This is a genomic window from Pseudomonas tohonis (assembly GCF_012767755.2).
GTDB classification, from domain to species: Bacteria; Pseudomonadota; Gammaproteobacteria; order Pseudomonadales; family Pseudomonadaceae; genus Metapseudomonas; species Metapseudomonas tohonis.
On sequence record NZ_AP023189.1, the window covers coordinates 2,568,496 to 2,587,255 of the forward strand.

Below are 18,760 nucleotides of genomic sequence, written 5' to 3' on the forward strand. Positions count from 1 at the left end.
GGAGGTGAAAAGCGACCTCAACCCTACGCAGCGGTCGGGTCCGGGGTGGGAGCGAATTCATTCGCGAAAAGGGCCGTGCAACGCGCCCACCCATGATTGCCATGGAGTCCGTGGTGCGTAGGGCGGGTGGAACCCGCGGCGTTGTGCACCATCGTCGGGTCGCACCCGACCTACATGAGGTCCAGACCCTGTAGGGGCGAATTCATTCGCCAAGCGGCGCGCAGCGCCGCCGCTCTCCTGCCGAGGTAAACCCCCAGGCCTGACGCCGTGCCGTGATCGACCCCGCCTGGTGGAGGTAAAAAGCGACCTCCACCCTACGCAGCGGTCGGGTCCGGGGTGGGAGCGAATTCATTCGCGAAGAGGGTCGCACGGCGCCTCGGGCAGGCCCGCTAACGCCCACCCATGATCGCGATGTAGTCCTGGGTCCAGCGGCTGTAGGGCACGCATTGCCCCTCGCCGCACTTGGCCTGGGGCGTCTTCCAGAAGGCGATCTTGTCGAACTGGTCGTAGCCGTTGGTGGCGCAGCCGCCGGCGCCGAGCAGTTCGCTGCTGGAGCAGCCCTTGGGGACCGCCGGCACCGAGCCGAACCAGGCCGCCACGTCGCCTTGCACCTTGGGCTCCAGGGACCAGTTCATCCATTTGTAGGCGCAGTTGGGGTGCTTGGCCTCGGCGTGCAGCATGGTGGTGTCGGCCCAGCCGGTGGAGCCTTCCGTGGGGATGGTGGAGGCGACGGGCTGCTTCTCGCCGCGCAGGGCGTTGACCTGGTAGGGCCAGGAGCCCGAGGCGGCCACGCCCTCGTTCTTGAAGTCGCTCATCTGCACGGTCGCGTCGTGCCAGTAGCGGTGGACCAGCGGTTGCTGGCCGCGCAACAGGGCGATGACGGCGGCGTACTGCGCCTCGCTCAGTTCGTAGGGATCGCGGATGCCCAGCTCGGGCCGGGTGCGGCGCAGGTAGAGGGCGGCGTCGGCGATGTAGATGGGGCCGTCGTAGGCCTGCACGCGACCCTTGTTGCTCTTGCCATCGGGCAGGGTGGTCTCCTCGAACACCACGTTCCAGCTCGTCGGCGGCTTGGGGAAGACCTGGGTGTTGTACATCAGCACGTTCGGCCCCCACTGGTAGGGCGTGCCGAAATGCTGCCCGGCCACGGTGTGCCAGGGGGCGTCCCTGAGCCGCTCGTCCACGTTCTTCCAGTTGGGGATCAGCGCGGTGTCGATCGGCTGCACGCGCTTGCCCGCCACCAGGCGCAGGGAGGCATCGCCGGAGGCGGTGACCAGGTCGTAGCCGCCCTTGGCCATCAGGCTGACCATCTCGTCGGAGGTGGCGGCGGTCTTCACGTTGACCTTGCAGCCGCTGTCCTTTTCGAAGGCGGTGACCCAGTCGTAGGCCTTGTCGGTCTCGCCGCGCTCGACGTAGCCGGGCCAGGCGATGATGTCGAGCGCGCCTTCGCCCTCGCCAATCTGCTTGAGCGGTTGTGCGGCCTGCAGCGCGCCGCTGAGCAGGGCGCTGGCGCAGGCGAACGCCGAAAGGGTGCTTCTGATCGAGGACATGGTCGACTCCTGATGCGGATGCGGCGGAGCCTGGGCGGCGACCGCAAGAGCAGCGGGCCGTGAGGCGGGAGGTGCTCAAGCGAGCGTAGTTCGCGGCCTGTGGCCTGACAAGCCAGGTTACCGACGGCGCGGGCAGGCTGGCGGCCTTGTCCTAGACTGCTTGCGTGGGCGCATTCGCGATGAGCGAAGAATTAGGGAACAAGTACGCGCAGCTCCCCGTCCTAATCCGTATCGCCGCCAAACGGGGCGGTGGCACCCGTTCCGCTTCCGAAGCTGCACCATCGCAGTGCGTCGGAGCTGGAGTCCGAGTGCAACTCATTGATACGTAAAGGGTTGAGTCGCTGGCACGAGGCTTGCGACTGCAAGATGGTCGGTGGTGACAAGGAGTCCGGCATGGCCCGCACCTTTTTTGACGAGATGTACGACGCGAGTGGCGAATGCCGCCCGCACTACCGGGAATTCGCCCGCTGGTTGGCCGATACCCCCGAGGAGCTGCTTGCCCAGAGGCGGCGCGAAGCCGACCTGCTGTTCCACCGGGCGGGCATCACCTTCACCCTCTATGGGGATGAACAGGGCACCGAGCGCCTGATCCCCTTCGATACCATTCCCCGATCCATCCCCATGAGCGAGTGGCGTGTCGTCGAGCGCGGCTGCATTCAGCGCGTCAAGGCGCTGAACATGTTCCTCGCCGACCTCTACCACGGCCAGCGCATCATCAAGGCGGGGATCATCCCGGCCGAGCAGGTGCTGGCCAACGAGGGCTACCAGATCGCCATGCAGGGCCTGGACCTGCATCGCGACATCTACGCCCATATCGCCGGCGTGGACCTGGTGCGCGACGGCGACGGCACCTACTACGTGCTCGAGGACAACCTGCGCACCCCCAGCGGCGTCAGCTACATGCTCGAAGACCGCAAGATGATGATGCGCCTGTTCCCCGAGCTGTTCGCGGCGCAGCGCGTGGCGCCCATCGACCACTACCCGAACCTGCTGCTGGAGACCCTCAAGAGCTCCAGCCCGCTGGACAACCCCAGCGTCGTGGTGCTGACCCCGGGGCGCTTCAACAGCGCCTACTTCGAGCACGCCTTCCTCGCCCGCGAGATGGGCGTCGAGCTGGTGGAGGGCGCCGACCTGTTCGTCCGCGACGACCGCGTCTACATGCGCACCACCTCCGGCCCGCAGCCGGTGGACGTGATCTACCGTCGCCTCGACGACGCCTTCCTCGACCCGCTGGCCTTCAACCCGGACTCCATGCTCGGCGTGCCCGGCCTGCTGGCGGCGTACCGTTCCGGCAACGTGGTGCTGGCCAACGCCATCGGCACCGGGGTGGCGGACGACAAGTCGATCTATCCCTACGTCGGCGACATGATCCGCTTCTACCTCGACGAGGAACCCATCCTCGCCAACGTGCCCACCTGGCAGTGCCGCAAGCCCGAGGAGCTGTCCCACGTGCTGGCCAACCTGCCGGAGCTGGTGGTGAAGGAAACCCAGGGTTCCGGCGGCTACGGCATGCTGGTCGGCCCGGCCGCCACCAAGGCGGAGATCGAAGCCTTCCGCGAACGCCTCAAGGCGCGGCCGGAGGCCTACATCGCCCAGCCCACGCTGAGCCTGTCCACCTGCCCGACCTTCGTCGAGAAGGGCATCGCCCCGCGCCACATCGACTTGCGCCCGTTCGTCCTCTCCGGCCGTGAAACGCGCCTGGTGCCGGGCGGCCTGACGCGCGTCGCGCTGCGCGAAGGCTCGCTGGTGGTGAACTCGTCGCAGGGCGGCGGTACCAAAGACACCTGGATCGTGGAGGACTGATCGTGCTGAGCCGTACTGCCTCCGATCTGTACTGGATGTCGCGCTACCTGGAGCGCGCCGAGAACCTCGCGCGCATGCTCGATGTGAGCTACTCGCTGTCGCTGATGCCCCAGGACGGCCGTGGCGATGGCCTGGAAGAGCTCGCCATGCCGCTGCTGATCACCGGCACCCTGGACGCCTACCTGACCCGCCACGGCCAGCTGCACGCCGAGCGTATGCTGCACTTCTTCGCCCTCGATGCGGAGAACCCGGCGAGCATCTACAGCTGCCTGGGCGCCGCCCGTACCAACGCCCACGCCGTGCGCGGCCGCATCACCGCCGACATGTGGGAAAACATCAACGCCACCTGGCTGGAGATGCGCGGCATCGCCGGCGAGGGCCTGGGGCGCTACGGGATCAAGCGCTTCTGCGAGTGGGTCAAGGAGCGCTCGCACCTGTTCCGCGGCGCCACCTTCGGCACCATCATGCGTCACGACCCCTACCGCTTCATCCGTCTCGGAACCTTCATAGAACGGGCGGACAATACGTTGCGCCTGCTCGATGCACGCTACGAGATGCTCGGCGAGGAGGCGGAGGAGGTCAGCGATACGTCCGCACGTGGCTACTACCAGTGGAGCGCCTTGCTCCGCGCGCTGTCGTCCTTCGAGGCCTACACCGAGGTGTTCCGGGGTTCGCCCGGCGCACGCCAGGTGTCCGAGCTCCTGCTGCTGCGCCCCGACGTGCCGCGCTCCCTGCGCGCCTGCATGGAGGAGCTCAACCTGATCCTTTCCAGCCTGCCCGGCGAGAACGGCCGGCCGGCCCAGCGCCTGGCCGCCGAGCTGGACGCACGCCTGCGCTACACGAGCATCGACGAGATCCTCGGTGAGGGCCTGCACGGCTGGCTCACCGACTTCATCCTGCTGGTTCGCCAATTGGCCAGAGCGATCCACAGCTCTTATCTGGAGGCCGTATGAAACTGTCCATCCGCCACGAAACCACCTATCGCTACGACGACCAGGTTCGCGCGAGCATCCAGTACCTGCGCCTGACGCCCCACGACAGCGAGCGCCAGCACATCCTCAGCTGGCAGCTCGACCTGCCGCGCCCGGTACGCGCGCAGATCGACCCCTACGGCAACATCCTCCACGTGCTGACCCTGGACGAACCCCACGAGGCCATCGTCATCGGCGCCCGTGGCCAGGTGGAGATCGACGAGCACAGCGAGGCCGAGCACGACAAGCTCTCGGCGCTGCCATTCCTGCGCTCCACCCGCCTGACCACGGCGGACGAGGCGTTGCGTGCCTTCGCCCATGCCCACTGCAAGCCCCGGCCCGAGCGCAGCGGCCTGATCACCCTGATGGACGCGCTGCACGAGCACATCGACTACCAGACCGGCGTCACCGCCGTGGACAGCACCGCCGCCGAGGCCTTCGCCGGCCGTGCGGGGGTCTGCCAGGACCATACCCACGCCTTCCTCGCCTGCGCCCGCACCCTCGGCGTGCCGGCGCGCTTCGTCTCCGGCTACCTGTACAAGGAGAACAACGCCCACCTGGTCAGCCACGCCTGGGCGGAAGCCTGGCTGGGCGATGCCTGGTACAGCTTCGACGTCACCAACCGCCTGTCCCGCCCGGAGCGCCACCTCAAGCTCGCCGTCGGCCTGGACTACCTGGACGCCTGCCCGGTCCGCGGCATGCGCCGTGGCGGCGGCGAGCAGATGCACGCGCGCGTCGACATCGACGTGCCGCCGCTGCTGATGGTCCAGGAGCAGCAGTAACACGCGTCACAGGACTTCTCGCTGCATCACCGGTCATTCGACTGCCCGCCTGCCATCCCGGCAGGCACGGGCCGGTGATGCCGAAGCGCAAGGCGCGGGGGAGGCGGGGGGCACATAAAAACGGGAGAGAACCATGACCTACTGCGTCGCCATGCACCTTGCCGATGGCCTGGTGTTCGTTTCCGATTCGCGCACCAACGCGGGCATCGACCACATTGCCACCTTCCGCAAGCTCTTCACCTTCGGCACGCCGGGCGAACGCCTGATCGTGCTGCAGACGGCGGGCAACCTGGCCACCTCGCAGTCGGTGGTCAACCTGCTCAAGCAGCGCCTGGGCAGCACCCTGGTGAACCTCGACAGCGTGCCCACGCTCTACGACGCCACCGCCCTGGTCGCCGAGACCATCCGCGAGGTGGTGGCCCGCGACGGCGCGCCGCTGGCGGGCAACACCGACCTGACCTGCTCCTTCCTCGTCGGCGGCCAGATCGCCGGCCAGCCGCCCGCGCTCTACAGCATCTACCCGCAGGGCAACTTCATCCAGGCCACCGAGGACACGCCCTTCCTGCAACTGGGGGAGAGCAAGTACGGCAAGCCGATCCTCGACCGCAACCTCAAGCACGACACCAGCCTGGAGGAGGCGCTGCGGTGCGCGCTGGTCTCCTTCGACTCCACCATCCGCAGTAACCTCTCGGTCGGCATGCCGCTGGACCTGCTGGTCTACCACACCGACAGCCTGATCCTCCCCGCCGGCTACCGCGTCACCGAGGACGACGAGTACTACGAAGGCGTCCGCCGCCAGTGGGCCGCCGGGCTGCACGAGGTGCTGGAGAAACTGCCGGCGCCACCGGCGGAATACAACGTCTGAGGTTGGACTCGCAGGCGGCACGAAAGAGCGGGCGAATGAATTCGCCCCTACAGGCTGTGGGCGCCTGTAGGTTGAACCGGAATTGTGGGAGCGGCTTCAGCCGCGAAATGGGCGGGCACGGTGCCGGCTTCATCGCGAATGAATTCGCTCCCACGTGGGAGGCGGCGCCAGCATCTTTTTCCGCGAACAACGATGCCGTAGGGCGGGTGAAACCCGCGTCCCTGAGCGCTAGGTCAAAGGCGTTACTCGTAAAGGCTGCCGCATAGCAGGAAGGTAGCGGCGCAGCGCCAGGGGTTGGCGCCCGCCAGACCCTGGCGGGCACCGAAGTCACTGTCATCGGCCCAGGCCAGCGCGCCGTCGAGGAAGTCCTCGATGGTGTCGTGGGCCCACTGCCCGGTCGCGGGGGCGGCGACGGCGCGCAGGCGGTCTTCGCGCAGGGCGCGGACGAAGGCGAGGAAGCTGGCCGCGTCCTCGACTTCGGCCAACCGTGCGGCGAGTACGTCGCTCACGCCGGCACCTCGCTGCGGCGGATCTGTTCGAGGATGCTGGGGTCGTCGATCGCCCCGTCGTCCAGCAGCAGGAACAGCTTGCTGATGATCTCGCTGGTGCGCGCGTCGCTGTCGGCGAAGGGCAGGTAGAGGTCATCCGCCGGCTTGCCGGCCGGGACGATGCACAGGTAGTTGCCCGGCTCGATATGGATGACGCCGCTGCCCAGGTGCAGCCGGTAGCGCGCGCGGCTGCCGGTGATGTGCGCGTGGTGGCCCTCGCAGCGCACATTGGCCAGCCCCAGGTTGCCCACCAGGGCCTGCACCAGTTCGGCGCGGCGCTGGATGACCTCGGCGCTGCCGGCGTGGGTGCCGGTCTCGCCGGTGAAGGCCACGGAGACGATCAGGTCGGCGTCGCGCAGGGTCTCGGAGAACACCAGCGGCGGGACCTCTTCCAGGGGCAGGGGCGCGCGGTCGCGGACGAATTCGATGGCCTGCAGGGTGATGGTCTCGGTCAGCGCCAGGTAGCGCTGCGCATCGGGGAAGTCGACGAAGGCATACAGGCCCTGGCCCCAGTTGCGGAACACCTCTTCGCCGTCGTGGGTGGTCCAGCCCCGGGCCCGCAGCAGGCGGGCTGCCACGGCGCTGCGCAGCACGTGGCCGGCAAAGCGCATGGATTTCAGGCCGTTCTCCCGTTCGGCCGGGGTCAGCAGGTACAGCTCGCGGAACACCTGCTTGAATGGCTGCACCCGGCGTTGGGCCACCAGGGCCTGCTGCCAGGCGGAGAGCGCACCGGCCTCGTACAGGTGCAGCGGGTGGGCGATCAGCAGCGGACCTTCGATGGGGCGTGCCGGTCCGGTTAGCGGGCGCAGGGCGAAGGCGTCGCCGTCCAGCCAGCCCAGCAGGCCGTCGCCATCGCGCAGCACCAGGTGGTCCAGCAGCAGGCGCGCTGCCGGCATGCGCAGCAGCTGGCGCAGTTGCGCCGGCTCCAGGGCCTCGCCCCGGGCCATCATGGCTTCCAGGGTCAAGCGGAAGCGGCGGATCTGGTCCTTCATGCGGCCCTGCAGGGTTTTCAGCTCCGCATGGCCGTCGTGCTTGCGCAGGGCGGCGGGGACTGACTTCAGGCGCTTGCCGCCCTTGCTGGCGACCATGACCGGGTTGAGCCCCTGCAATTCCAGCCACAGGTCGTAGCCGTCCAGGTGCAGGCGGTCCGGGGTCTGTTCGGCGATCTCCGCTTCCATCGCCCATTCCAGCCGCGTGGCGTCGCCGTAGCCGGCGGTGCGGGCGAGGTTCTCCAGCCCGGCCTGGATGGCCGCCTGGGAGTTGGCCTGGCGTTCGGCACCGTAGCGCTCGACTTCGCGGTGGTAGCGCTTGAGGGCCAGGTAGCGCTCGCGGGTTTCGTCCGCGCCGCGGGTGGGCAGCAGGCCGTAGGCGCGCAGGGCGGCCTGGGCGTGGCGCTGCAGCTTCTTCTCCAGGGCCTTGCGCTCCAGGCCACGGAAGGCGTCCAGCAGCAGGCGGGTGTTGGGAAAGGCCCAGGGGGTGCCTTCCAGCGCGGCGAGGTAGTCGGCCAGGTGCCCGGCGTCGGCCTGGTCCAGGGCGGCTTGCAGGGCGTCGCGGTCCACCACGCCCAGCTCCGGGTCGTCGCTGCTTTGCAGGTCTTCCACCTGTCGCCCGCTGTGGTCGGTGGCCAGCGCCAGGTCGAGGTACAGGCGCTGCAGGGGCTTCAGGTCGCCCCAGCCGAGGGCGTCCAGCACCGCTTCGCTGGCCGCGCCGCTGAAGGGCAGGGCGGTGAGCAGGCTGGCGCGGGGGAAGCCGGCGAGCTGTTCGGCCAGTGCGGCCTCTTCGTCCTTTTCCAGGTGGCCGATGTCGAGCAGGGCGGTCAGTGCCCGGCCCTGATGGTTTTCGTAGTGCCTTTCGAGGGCCTCCGGCTCCAGGCCGAGGCGCGCTACCTCGCGCACACCGGCCAGCAGCCAGTGTGCAGTGGAGGTTCCGGGCTCATCGATCAGGCTTCGCAACAGCGTGGCGCTGTCCGGCAGTTGGGTCAGCGCGTGATCGACGAACTCGGCGTTGAGCGCGTCGAGCCGTTGCTCGCCCGTGCTGTCGCCTTGGACGAGGGGCGGCAGCGTGCACAGGCTCTCGGCCCAGGTACGCACCGCTCGCTCGTGCAGGGTCGCCTCCAGGCGGCCGGCCTCGGCCAGGCCCACGGCGAAGCGCCGGATGGCCTCCGTCGCCTTGCCTTGGTAGACCTCGGCAAGACGCGGGTAGTAAGCGTTCGAGGCGGGGTTGGGGCGGTCCCATTCGCCCCCGAGCAGCCACTGGGCCAGGTCCAGCCAGGCTTCGTCGACAGGGTGCCCGGCCAGCAGCGCCAGGCACTCCGCCAGGCCGGGCGTGGCCCAGGCCCCAGAGGGATAGCCCCAGTGGTTGTCGGCCTTGTAGCCGGGTTGCAGGGCGTGGTCGCTGTCCTCGAAGGCGTGGACCAGCATGTGCCGCACGCGCCGCTCCAGTGCCTGGAAGCCATAGGGGCTGGGGTAGGCCTCGACACCGGCCTGGCTGACGATCTGCAGCAGGCGCTGGCGAATGTAGGCATGGTCGGTCTCGTCATGGCGCAGGCTGCGCGGGAAGACCAGGGCGTCCACCAGGGCTTGCTGGCCCTCGGGGCCGGCTTCGGCGAGGAAGGCGTCGGCCAGGGCGAGGCCGTCCACCTCGTCCCAGAACGGATGCTGGTAGCCGTCTTCGGCCAGCAGGGCGTCGCGTTCGGGCAGGGCATCCAGTTGGCGGTCGAGGAAGGCTTCGAGCAGGTCGATGCGGGCCTGCTGCCGGGTGTCGGCTTGGTAATGCTGCATGGGGAGTCCGTTCGTAAGGGCTTAGCCGCCCACCAGGGGGACCAGGCGCAGGAAGGTGAGCCGGGCCTGGGCGGGCAGGTCGAGGGAATGGTCGAGGTCGTTGAGCATCTGGCCGTCGAGGAGGATGCGGTAGCGGCGCTGGCGGAAACCCTCCAGGGCGCGCCGCACTTCGGCTTCGGCGTCGATCCGGAGGGCGTCGGGGCGCTCGGCGTGCGGCTTGATGGCGCCCCGGGCGGCCTGGCGGCGGATCTCATCGTCGCTGAGGTAGTCGGAGGGGCCGCTGGCCTGAAGGCGATCCAGCCAGCCGGCGACCGTCCGTTCGGCCACCTGGTGCAGCACCACCCGGCGGATCAGCTCGCCCAGGCTGAGCCGGGAGTCGTCCAGGTGCAGGTTGAGGTCGGGGGTGAGGGCCTCGTTGCGGGCCCCGCGCAGGACCAGGCTTTCGACGTGGAGCTCGGTGCTCATGCTGGCCCTCCCGGCCGGCGGTTCAGGTGGGTGAGCGTAGCGCCGGTCCGGGCGCCGGAAAAGTCCATCCGCGCCCGTCCGTGAGGGACATCACGGCGTCTTGCGACCGCTCATGTGGCGCAGGTAGGCGACCAGTTGCTGCAGTTGCGCATCGTCGATCACCGCCGCCGGGAAGGCGGGCATCCGGCCCTGGGGCCAGCGGCGCATGGCCTGCGGGTCGCGGATGTAGCGCTGGAGGAAGCCCTCGGCGAAGTATTCGGTGGGGTTGTAGGGCAAGTTGAGGTCGGGGCCGAACTGCGCATCGCCGGCGCCGTTGAGGCGGTGGCAGGCCAGGCAGTTCTTCTGGAACTGGGCGAAGCCGGCCTGGACGTCAGCGCTCGCATCGGCTGCCGGCAGCAGCGCGGGGAAGCGCTCGGCGACCGAAGCCAGGTAGCGGATCCTGACCACCTGGAAGGGCCATTGCTCCGGGCCGATGCCGCCGGCCTGCGGGTCGGTCCACACCAGGTAGAAGGGCCCGGCGCTGGGCTTGCCTTCGGCCAGGGGCGGCCAGGGCTTGCCCGGGTCTTCCACCGCCAGCCAGGCTCGTGCGCCGTCCTTGGCGAGCAGGGGCGCGGCGGGCAGTTCGGCGGCGAAACCATCCGCCGCCACGGCCTGCAGGTGCTGGCCGGGCTCGACCCCGTCCAGCAGCGCCGCCAGGGGCAGGGCGCGGTAATGCATGGTGCGCTTGTAGGCGACATCCGCGGGTACGTCGATATCCCGCGCCTGGGGGTGGGCCAGCAGCCTGGCGCTGTCCCAGCGTTGTGTGCCGCCGGGCAATTCGAGCACCAGCTCGGCGGCGTGCAGGATGGGGGTCAGCAACAGCAGGCAGAGCAGCAGGTGGCGCATCAGGGCGTGTCCAGAATCGGTTTGAGGGTGGAGTAACCGCCGGCATTCTGCACATTGGTGTAGCCCCTGGCACGCAGATCGTCCTGGGCGATGCCGGAGCGGCGGCCACTGCGGCAGTAGAGGACGATGGGGGTGTGCTTGTCCGGTGCCAGTTCCGCGATTTTCGTACCGATGTCCTCGAAGCCGATGTAACGGGCACCGGGCAAGGCTCCTGCCTCGATTTCTTCCGGTGTACGCACGTCGATCAGCACGGCGCCCGGTTGCTTGAGGGCTTCCAGCGCAGCGGCCTGGTCGACGTCGGCGGCGGCTGCGGGAAGGCTGAGGCAAAGGGTGAGCGTGGCGAGCATCTTGCGCATGGTGTAACTCCCTGAAAAACAAGAACCCTTGGACCCTAGCACAATTGCCGAGGGTCATCGCGAACCGCTAGGATCGGGCCTTCCAGCCATTCCACGACCCTCCGGGCTAAGGAGCGGGCCATGCTGGCCGCGCTGTTCGCCGTCATGGCGCCGATCCTCATCACCGCCGGTATCGGCTATGCCTGGGCACGCTCCGGGCAGAATTACCCGACAGACTTCGTCGCTCGTCTGGTTCTCAACGTGGGCACGCCGAGCCTGGTGCTTTCCACCCTCAGCCAGGCGCAGATCGACAAGCATGCCTTCGGCCAGATCGCGCTCGCCTGCCTGCTCACCACGGCGCTGATGGGGGCGATCGGCATGGGCCTCGGCCGGGCCATGAAGCAGGACTGGCGCGTGCTGGTGCCGGCCTTCCTGTTTCCCAACTCCGGCAACATGGGCCTGCCGGTGGCGCTCTACGCGTTCGGCGAGAAGGGCCTGGCGCTGGCGGTGGGCTTCTTCCTGGCGCTGGCGGTGGTGCAGTTCAGCCTGGGGCTGCTGCTCTCGGGCAGCGAGCGCTCGGTGAAGAAGCTGTTCATCAACCCCATCGTCATCAGCCTGGCCCTGGCCATCCCGCTGATCGTCTTCGACCTGACGCTGCCGCGCTGGCTGGCCAACACCATCGAGCTGCTGGGCGGCATGACCATCCCGCTGATGCTCCTGACCCTCGGCGTGTCGCTCGCCAGTATCCGCGTCGGCCACCTGGGCAGCGGCCTGCTGCAGGGGGCACTGCGCATCCTCTTTGGTGCGGGCGTGGGCTGGGGAGTGGGCCTGGCGCTGCAACTGGAGCCGCTGACCCTGGGCGTGCTGGTGATGCAGTCGGCGATGCCGGTGGCGGTGTTCAACTACCTGCTGGCAGTGCGCGCCGGGCGTTCGCCGGAGCAGGTGGCGAGCCTGGTGATGTGTTCGACGCTGCTGTCGTTCGTGACCATTCCGCTGCTGCTGGCCTGGTGGCTACCTGCGCTGCGTTGACCGCTCGCGGCGGTGCGCAGCACAGGACGATGCCCGCGTTGTCAGCCGACCAGCCGGGTCAGGTTGGGGAGGATGAGGATGACGGTGGTGGCGAAGACGATGAGGCTCGCTTGCCGCATTTTCGGCTGTTTGAACATGGCCTGCTGCCTTTGTTTTTGTTGGAGGCGCCGTGCGTCGGGCGTCAACGGCCTGCCTGTCGGCCTGGCCGCCTCCTTGGCGGTGGGTGGATAGAGCCGCTCCGGCAAAACCCGGCAACGACCTCTGACACCCTGAACTCTAGGGGCCGGCCCCCGATCCTTTTAGAACGCTTGGGATCAATAGGCGAATGCTTAGAACCCCATCGCCGGGTGGTGCCGGAGCCGCGCGTGGCAACCCTTGCGCCAGACGCATCGCATTGACCCCGGGGTCAGGCGACCGTTCGTCTGAGCGCAGAAGTCAATGGCGCTGAGCAGTTCGGTCATTGAGTGCGGCCCGCGTGCCGCTAAGGTAAGCCCCACAGCGGTTGGCCCCTGGCCGGCCCGTCTGCCTAACGACAAGAGAGAACGCCATGACCGAAGCATATATCTACGACGCGGTGCGCACGCCCCGCGGCAAGGGCAAGAAGGACGGGGCGCTGCACAGCGTCAAGCCGGTCAACCTGATCGCCGGGCTGCTTAGGGCCCTGGAGGCGCGCAACTCGCTGGATACCAGCCAGGTCGACGATATCGTGCTCGGTTGCGTGACCCCGGTGGGCGACCAGGGCGCCGACATCGCCAAGACCGCCGCGCTGGTGGCCGACTGGGACGAGACCGTCTCGGGCCAGCAGATCAACCGCTTCTGCGCGTCGGGCCTGGAGGCCGTCAACCTCGCCGCGATGAAGGTGCGCTCCGGCTTCGAGGACCTGGTGGTGGCCGGCGGCGTGGAATCCATGTCGCGCATCCCCATGGGCTCCGACGGTGGCGCCTGGGCGATGGACCCGGAAACCAACCTGCACACCAGCTTCGTGCCCCAGGGCATCGGTGCCGACCTGATCGCCACCCTGGAAGGCTTCAGCCGCCAGGACGTGGACGCCTTCGCCCTGCGCTCCCAGCAGAAGGCCGCCCGCGCCAGCGCCGACGGCTCGTTCAAGAAATCCCTGGTGCCGGTCACCGACCAGAACGGCATCGTGCTGCTGGACCACGACGAGTTCATCCGGGGCGAGTCCACCCTCGAAGGCCTCGGCGCGCTCAAGCCGAGCTTCGAGATGATGGGCCAGATGGGCTTCGACGCCACCGCGCTGCGCAAGTACAGCCACGTCGAGCGCATCCACCACGTGCACACCCCGGGCAACAGCTCCGGCATCGTCGACGGCGCCGCCGCCATGCTCATCGGCTCCGCAGCCAAGGGCAAGGAACTGGGCCTCAAGCCCCGCGCACGCATCGTCGCCACGGCGGTGACCAGCACCGACCCGACCATCATGCTCACCGGCCCGGCGCCGGCCACCCGCAAGGCCCTGGCCAAGGCCGGGCTGTCGGTGGCGGACATCGACCTGTTCGAGGTCAACGAAGCCTTCGCCTCGGTGGTGATGAAGTTCATGAAGGACATGGGCGTGCCGGAGGAGAAGGTCAACGTCAACGGCGGTTCCATCGCCATGGGCCACCCCCTGGGCGCCACCGGTTGCGCCATCCTCGGCACCCTGCTCGACGAGCTGGAGAAGCGCAATCTGCGTTACGGCCTCGCCACCTTGTGTGTCGGCGGCGGCATGGGTATCGCAACGATCATCGAGCGCGTTTGAGGCCGGAGAACAAAAATGACTGACGCCATCCGTTACGAAAAAGGCCAGGACAATATCGTCGTCCTGACCATCGACATGCCCGGCCAGAGCGCCAACACCATGAACGCGGTGTACCGCGAGGCCATGGGCGCCACCGTGGACCGCCTGGAAGCCGAGAAGGATTCCATCGCCGGGGTCATCGTCACCTCCGCCAAGAAGACCTTCTTCGCCGGCGGCGACCTCAACGAACTGATCAAGGTCACCCAGGCCGACGCCAACGGCTTCTACCAGATGATCCTCAAGATCAAGGGCCAGCTGCGCCGCCTGGAAAGCCTCGGCAAGCCCGTGGTCGCCGCCATCAACGGCGCGGCCCTGGGCGGCGGCTGGGAAATCTGCCTGGCCTGCCACCACCGCATCGCCCTTGACGAGAGCCACGTCCAGCTCGGCCTGCCGGAAGTCACCCTGGGCCTGCTGCCCGGTGGCGGCGGCGTGGTGCGCATGGTGCGCCTGCTGGGTATCGAGAAGGCGCTGCCGTACCTCGCCGAAGGCAAGAAGGTGCGCCCGGACCAGGCCCTCAAGGCCGGCCTGATCCACGACATCGCCAAGGACCGCGACGAGCTGCTGGCCAAGGCCCGCGCCTTCATCGCCGCCAACCCCACGACCGTGCAGCCCTGGGACGTGAAGGGCTACAAGATCCCCGGCGGCACCCCGTCGACCCCGGCCGTGGCGCAGATGCTGGCCATCGCCCCGAGCGTGCTGCGCGACAAGACCAAAGGCTGCTTCCCGGCGCCGGAGAAGATCATGTGCGCCGCCGTCGAAGGCGCCCAGGTGGACTTCGACACCGCCCAGTTGATCGAGGCGCGCTACTTCACCGAGCTGACCACCGGCCAGGTGGCGAAGAACATGATCGGCACCTTCTGGTTCCAGCTGAACGAGATCAACGCCGGCAGCTCCCGGCCCAAGGGCCCGGCCCGCTATGAAACGAAGAAGGTCGGCGTGCTCGGCGCCGGCATGATGGGCGCGGGCATCGCCTACGTCTCCGCCGCCGCCGGCATCGAGGTGGTGCTCAAGGACGTCTCCATCGAGGCCGCCGAGAAGGGCAAGGCCTACTCCGCGGGCCTGCTGGACAAGAAGGTCGCCCGTGGCCACATGAGCGCGGAGAAGCGCGACGCCTTCCTCGCCCGCATCAAGCCGACCGTGGATGACGCCGACTTCGACGGCTGCGACCTGATCATCGAGGCCGTGTTCGAGAACCGCGAGCTGAAGGGCAAGGTCACCGCCGCCGCCGAGGCGGCTGCCCTGGCCGATGCGGTGATCGCCTCCAACACCTCCACGCTGCCCATCACCGGGCTGGCCACCGCTGTCGCCAAGCCGGAGAAGTTCATCGGCCTGCACTTCTTCAGCCCGGTCGACAAGATGCCGCTGGTGGAGATCATCCGTGGCGAGAAGACCTCGGACGAGACCCTGGCCCGTGGCTTCGACTACGTGCTGCAGATCAAGAAGACCCCCATCGTGGTCAACGACAGCCGTGGCTTCTTCACCTCGCGGGTGTTCGGCACCTTCACCAACGAAGGCATCGCCATGCTCGGCGAGGGCGTGTCGGCGGCGATGATCGAGAACGAGACCCGCCAGGCCGGCATGCCGGTGGGCCCGCTGGCGATCTCCGACGAGGTCTCCATGAGCCTGATGACCCACATCCGCAACCAGACCGCCGCCGACCTCAAGGCCGAAGGCAAGGCGATGCCGCAGCACCCGGCCTTCGCCGTGATCGACCTGATGGTCAACGAGTACAAGCGCCCCGGCAAAGCGGCGGGCGGCGGCTTCTACGAGTACCCGGCAGGCGGCAAGAAGCACCTGTGGCCGGAGCTGAAGGCACGCTTCGAGAAGGCCGACCGGCAGATCCCGGCGCAAGACGTGCGTGACCGCATCCTCTTCATCCAGGCCATCGAGACCGTGCGCTGCGTGGAGGAGGGCGTGCTGCTGTCCACCGCCGACGCCAACATCGGTTCGATCTTCGGCATCGGCTTCGCCGCCTGGAGCGGTGGCGCCCTGCAGTTCATCAACCAGTACGGCGTGCAGGACTTCGTCGCCCGTGCCCGCTACCTGGCCGAGCAGTACGGCGAACGCTTCGAGCCGCCGGCGCTGCTGCTGGAGAAGGCGGCCAAGGGGGAGGGGTTCTGATCCTCTGATGGTGTCATGACAAAGCCGGCCTCGCGCCGGCTTTGTCGTTCCTGGGATTCAGGCGAAGGCTGTGGGCATGGCGCAGCGCGGGATGATCGCGCCTGGATGCCCGATCACGGCAGCGGCAAGGCGGTGCCCGTCCTCGGCGGATACGGCGGGCGATCGCCGCAGGGTGCGCCCGGCCAGGTAGCCGGCCGCAAAGGCGTCGCCCGCCGCGCAACTGTCCACCACGCGCGGGACGGGCAGAGCGGGCACCTCGATGCGCTGATCGGCGGTCGCGACCAGGCAGGCGGCGGCGCCGCGCTTGATCACCACCTCCGCACACCCCAGCTGGAGTGCCCGATCCGCCGCGGCCCGTGCCTCATGGGGGCCGTGCAGTCGGCATTCGTCATCCAGGGTCAGCAGGGCGATGTCCGTCAGGGACAGCATCCGCTGGTGCACGGGGCGGGCCTCTTCGACGCTCCAGAGTTCCGCCCGGTAGTTGCTGTCGAAGCCGATCCGGCCGCCCTCGGCCCTGAAGTCGGCCAGTGCAGCCAGCAGCGCCTCGCGCCGTGGTGGCGGAAACAGCGCGAGGCTGATGCCGGACAGGTAGAGCATGTCGAGGCGTGGCCGGGCGAGCCAGTCCTCCAGCGCGATCGCGCCGGCGAACCAGCGGCGCGCGGCGCTTTCCCCGCGCCAGTAATGGAAGCGGCGCTCGCCCAGCGCATCGACCTCCACCAGGTACAGGCCCGGACGGTGGCCCGGGAGCCGCGCCACCCGACGGGTATCGATGCCTTCCTCTGCCCAGGCGTGGAGCATCTGCTCGCTCAGGGGGGCGTCACCGAGGGCGCTGAGGTACTCGACCCGGTGGGGCGTTCCCGCCAGGAGGCGGGCGAGGTAGAGCGCGGTGTTCAGGGTGTCGCCGCCGAAGCCGCGCCTGAGCGGGGTGGCGGCGAGTTCCACCATGCATTCTCCAAGGCAGGCGATGCGCATGCGCTCACCTCCGCCCGGGCGTGCGGTAGGCGATGCAGTCCACCTCGACGCGGCAGTCGATCACCATGCTGGAGACCACGCAGGCCCGCGCTGGCGGGTGTTCGCCGAAGAACTCCAGGAACACGGCGTTGAAGGCGGCGAAGTCCCGTGGGTCGTCCAGCCAGACACCGCAGCGCACCACGTGCTCGGGCCCGTAGCCGGCCTCCTCGAGTATCGCCACCAGGTTGCGCAGGCACTGGCGCGCCTGGGGGACGATGCCGCCGTCCACCATCACCCCGTCCAGAAGCGGCGTCTGGCCGGATACATGGAGCCAGCCGTCGGCCTGTACGGCGCGGGCGAATGGCATGGGCTGGGCGGCGCTGCCGGTGGCCCGGGCGTAGCGTTTCAATGAGGTCATGGGGAGCTCCTTCAGGTCCGTTCGGATGTGTTGCGGGCGAGGAAGCGGCCGGCCCTCTGCGGGCAGGCTTCACCGGGGCGATGGGCCAGGGTGCCGTTGACCCACACGGCGTGAATGCCGGTCGCGGGGCATTGCGGGTCTTCGAAGCTGGCGACGTCCGAAAGGCTCAGCGGATCGAAGAGCACCAGGTCGGCCCAGTGGCCGGTGCGGATCAGCCCGCGCCGGTCCAGCCCGAAGCGCCCGGCAGGCAGCGAGGTCATCTTGCGCACCGCTTCCTCGAGGCTGAACAGGCCGATGTCCTGGGCGTAGTGGCCGAGCACCCGGGGGAACGTCCCCCAGAGCCGTGGGTGGGGGTGCGGGTCTTCCGGCAGGCCGTCCGAGCCGATCATGGTCAGCGGGTGCGCGAGGATGCGCTGCACGTCCGCCTCGCTCATGCAGTGATACACCGCACCGGCGGGTTGCAGGCGTCGCGCCGCCTCCAGCAGGGGCAGGTCCCAGGTGGCGGCGATATCGGCGAGGGTGCGGCGCGCCATGTGGGGATGGGGCTCCGACCAGGTGATCAGGATGTCGTAGGCGTCGGTGACCTGGCCGAGGTCGAGGGTCGAGGCGCTGGCCGCATAGGGGTAGCAGTCCCAGCCCAGGGGCTGCCCTGCGCTGGCGGCGTCCAGGTGGGCGAGCACCTCGGCGCTGCGTCCCCAGTTGCCGGCGCCCGCGCACTTGAGGTGGGACACCACCACCGGGCTGTCGGCGTGGCGGCCGATGGCGAAGGCCTCGTCGAGTGCCTCGAGAATGCCGTCGAACTCATCGCGCAGGTGCGTGGCATACAGGCCGCCGTGATGGGCCAGTTCTTCGGCCAGCCCGCGCACTTCCTCGATGTCCGCGGCGCGGGCCGATGCGTAGGCCAGCCCGCTGCTCAGGCCGATGGCGCCTTCGGCCAGGCTTTCGGCCAGCTCGATGCGCATGGCGCGGATCTCGGCCTGTGTGGCGCTGCGCTCGAGGCGGTCCAGCTGGTTGTTGCGCAGGGCGGTGTGCCCCACCAGGGCGGCGACGTTGACGGCCGGGCAGGCCTGCTCGAGCGCCTGGCGATAGTCGGCGAAGCGCGGATAACGGAACGCCTCGGACGGCCCCAGCAGGTTCATCGGGTCCGGCAGGGCGCCGGCCAGCCTGACGGGGGCGGCGCTGATACCGCAGTTGCCGACGATCACCGTGGTTACGCCCTGGCTCAGCTTGGGCAGCATGGCCGGGTGGCGGATCACCGCCATGTCGTCGTGGGTGTGCGCGTCGATGAAACCCGGGGCCAGGACCAGCCCCTCGGCGTCGAACACCCGGTTGGCCGTGCTGCCGCGGGCGGCCTCGCCGATGTGGACGATGCGCCCCTGGTCGAGCCCGACATCGGCGACGAATTCCTCCGTGCCGCTGCCATCCATGATCCGCGCGCCGCGGATCAGCGTGTCGTAGTGCGTCATGC

16 protein-coding genes are annotated in these 18,760 nt (G+C 68.8%); 7 read left to right on the forward strand and 9 right to left on the reverse strand.

Annotated features, from left to right (window positions below; translation table 11 throughout):
• Positions 1 to 389 precede the first annotated feature (389 nt).
• The gene (gene ydcS, locus HSX14_RS11820) at positions 390 to 1,547 is read right to left on the reverse strand and encodes a putative ABC transporter substrate-binding protein YdcS (RefSeq protein WP_173178377.1); all 1,158 of its coding nucleotides are present in this window, start codon (positions 1,545 to 1,547) and stop codon (positions 390 to 392) included.
• A 393-nt stretch (positions 1,548 to 1,940) separates the two neighbouring features.
• Between ydcS and HSX14_RS11825 the strand changes: the two genes are divergently transcribed.
• The 4 genes from HSX14_RS11825 (at position 1,941) to HSX14_RS11840 (ending at position 5,968) form a co-directional block, all read left to right on the forward strand.
• Positions 1,941 to 3,350: a circularly permuted type 2 ATP-grasp protein gene (locus tag HSX14_RS11825; protein ID WP_111264283.1), complete on the forward strand. Its 1,410-nt coding sequence runs from the start codon at positions 1,941 to 1,943 to the stop codon at positions 3,348 to 3,350.
• A gap of 2 nt (positions 3,351 to 3,352) precedes the next feature.
• A complete protein-coding gene (locus tag HSX14_RS11830) occupies positions 3,353 to 4,303 on the forward strand; it encodes an alpha-E domain-containing protein (RefSeq protein WP_021222640.1) in 951 nt (316 codons plus the stop codon).
• On the forward strand, positions 4,300 to 5,103 hold the full coding sequence (locus HSX14_RS11835) for a transglutaminase family protein (protein ID WP_173178378.1): 804 nt from the start codon (positions 4,300 to 4,302) through the stop codon (positions 5,101 to 5,103). Before HSX14_RS11830 ends, HSX14_RS11835 begins: the two co-directional genes overlap by 4 nt.
• A gap of 133 nt (positions 5,104 to 5,236) precedes the next feature.
• Positions 5,237 to 5,968, forward strand: a complete 732-nt coding sequence (locus HSX14_RS11840; protein WP_111264281.1) for a proteasome-type protease — start codon at positions 5,237 to 5,239, stop codon at positions 5,966 to 5,968.
• A 242-nt stretch (positions 5,969 to 6,210) separates the two neighbouring features.
• Here HSX14_RS11840 and HSX14_RS11845 read toward each other — a convergent pair whose 3' ends face one another.
• The 5 genes from HSX14_RS11845 to HSX14_RS11865 form a co-directional block, all read right to left on the reverse strand.
• A complete protein-coding gene (locus HSX14_RS11845; RefSeq protein WP_173178379.1) occupies positions 6,211 to 6,477 on the reverse strand; it encodes a hypothetical protein in 267 nt (88 codons plus the stop codon).
• The gene (locus tag HSX14_RS11850; protein ID WP_173178380.1) at positions 6,474 to 9,296 is read right to left on the reverse strand and encodes a DUF4132 domain-containing protein; all 2,823 of its coding nucleotides are present in this window, start codon (positions 9,294 to 9,296) and stop codon (positions 6,474 to 6,476) included. Before HSX14_RS11850 ends, HSX14_RS11845 begins: the two co-directional genes overlap by 4 nt.
• A gap of 21 nt (positions 9,297 to 9,317) precedes the next feature.
• The gene (locus HSX14_RS11855; protein ID WP_173178381.1) at positions 9,318 to 9,761 is read right to left on the reverse strand and encodes a hypothetical protein; all 444 of its coding nucleotides are present in this window, start codon (positions 9,759 to 9,761) and stop codon (positions 9,318 to 9,320) included.
• Between the two features lie 90 nt (positions 9,762 to 9,851).
• Positions 9,852 to 10,646: a cytochrome c gene (locus tag HSX14_RS11860; RefSeq protein ID WP_173178382.1), complete on the reverse strand. Its 795-nt coding sequence runs from the start codon at positions 10,644 to 10,646 to the stop codon at positions 9,852 to 9,854.
• Positions 10,646 to 11,002, reverse strand: coding sequence for a rhodanese-like domain-containing protein (locus HSX14_RS11865; protein ID WP_173178383.1), 357 nt, complete (start codon positions 11,000 to 11,002; stop codon positions 10,646 to 10,648). The genes HSX14_RS11860 and HSX14_RS11865 overlap by 1 nt, the downstream gene beginning before the upstream one ends.
• Positions 11,003 to 11,122: 120 nt before the next feature.
• On the opposite strand from HSX14_RS11865, the gene HSX14_RS11870 reads away from it, so the two are divergent.
• From HSX14_RS11870 to HSX14_RS11880, 3 genes are all read left to right on the forward strand, one after another.
• Positions 11,123 to 12,010, forward strand: a complete 888-nt coding sequence (locus HSX14_RS11870; protein WP_173178384.1) for an AEC family transporter — start codon at positions 11,123 to 11,125, stop codon at positions 12,008 to 12,010.
• Positions 12,011 to 12,557: 547 nt separating this feature from the next.
• Positions 12,558 to 13,763 carry an acetyl-CoA C-acetyltransferase gene (locus HSX14_RS11875; protein WP_173178385.1) on the forward strand — a complete coding sequence of 402 codons (1,206 nt, stop codon included), beginning with the start codon at positions 12,558 to 12,560 and terminating at the stop codon, positions 13,761 to 13,763.
• Positions 13,764 to 13,778: 15 nt separating this feature from the next.
• A complete protein-coding gene (locus tag HSX14_RS11880) occupies positions 13,779 to 15,923 on the forward strand; it encodes a 3-hydroxyacyl-CoA dehydrogenase NAD-binding domain-containing protein (RefSeq protein WP_173178386.1) in 2,145 nt (714 codons plus the stop codon).
• A 57-nt stretch (positions 15,924 to 15,980) separates the two neighbouring features.
• On the opposite strand, the gene HSX14_RS11885 is transcribed toward HSX14_RS11880, so the two are convergent.
• The 3 genes from HSX14_RS11885 to HSX14_RS11895 are packed head-to-tail and all read right to left on the reverse strand — an operon-like array spanning position 15,981 to position 18,758.
• Complete coding sequence (locus tag HSX14_RS11885) at positions 15,981 to 16,895, reverse strand: sugar kinase (RefSeq protein ID WP_173178387.1); 915 nt, start codon at positions 16,893 to 16,895, stop codon at positions 15,981 to 15,983.
• Positions 16,896 to 16,899: 4 nt separating this feature from the next.
• On the reverse strand, positions 16,900 to 17,292 hold the full coding sequence (locus HSX14_RS11890; RefSeq protein ID WP_197970220.1) for a RidA family protein: 393 nt from the start codon (positions 17,290 to 17,292) through the stop codon (positions 16,900 to 16,902).
• Positions 17,293 to 17,303: 11 nt separating this feature from the next.
• On the reverse strand, positions 17,304 to 18,758 hold the full coding sequence (locus HSX14_RS11895; protein ID WP_173178388.1) for an N-acyl-D-amino-acid deacylase family protein: 1,455 nt from the start codon (positions 18,756 to 18,758) through the stop codon (positions 17,304 to 17,306).
• Positions 18,759 to 18,760 lie beyond the last annotated feature (2 nt).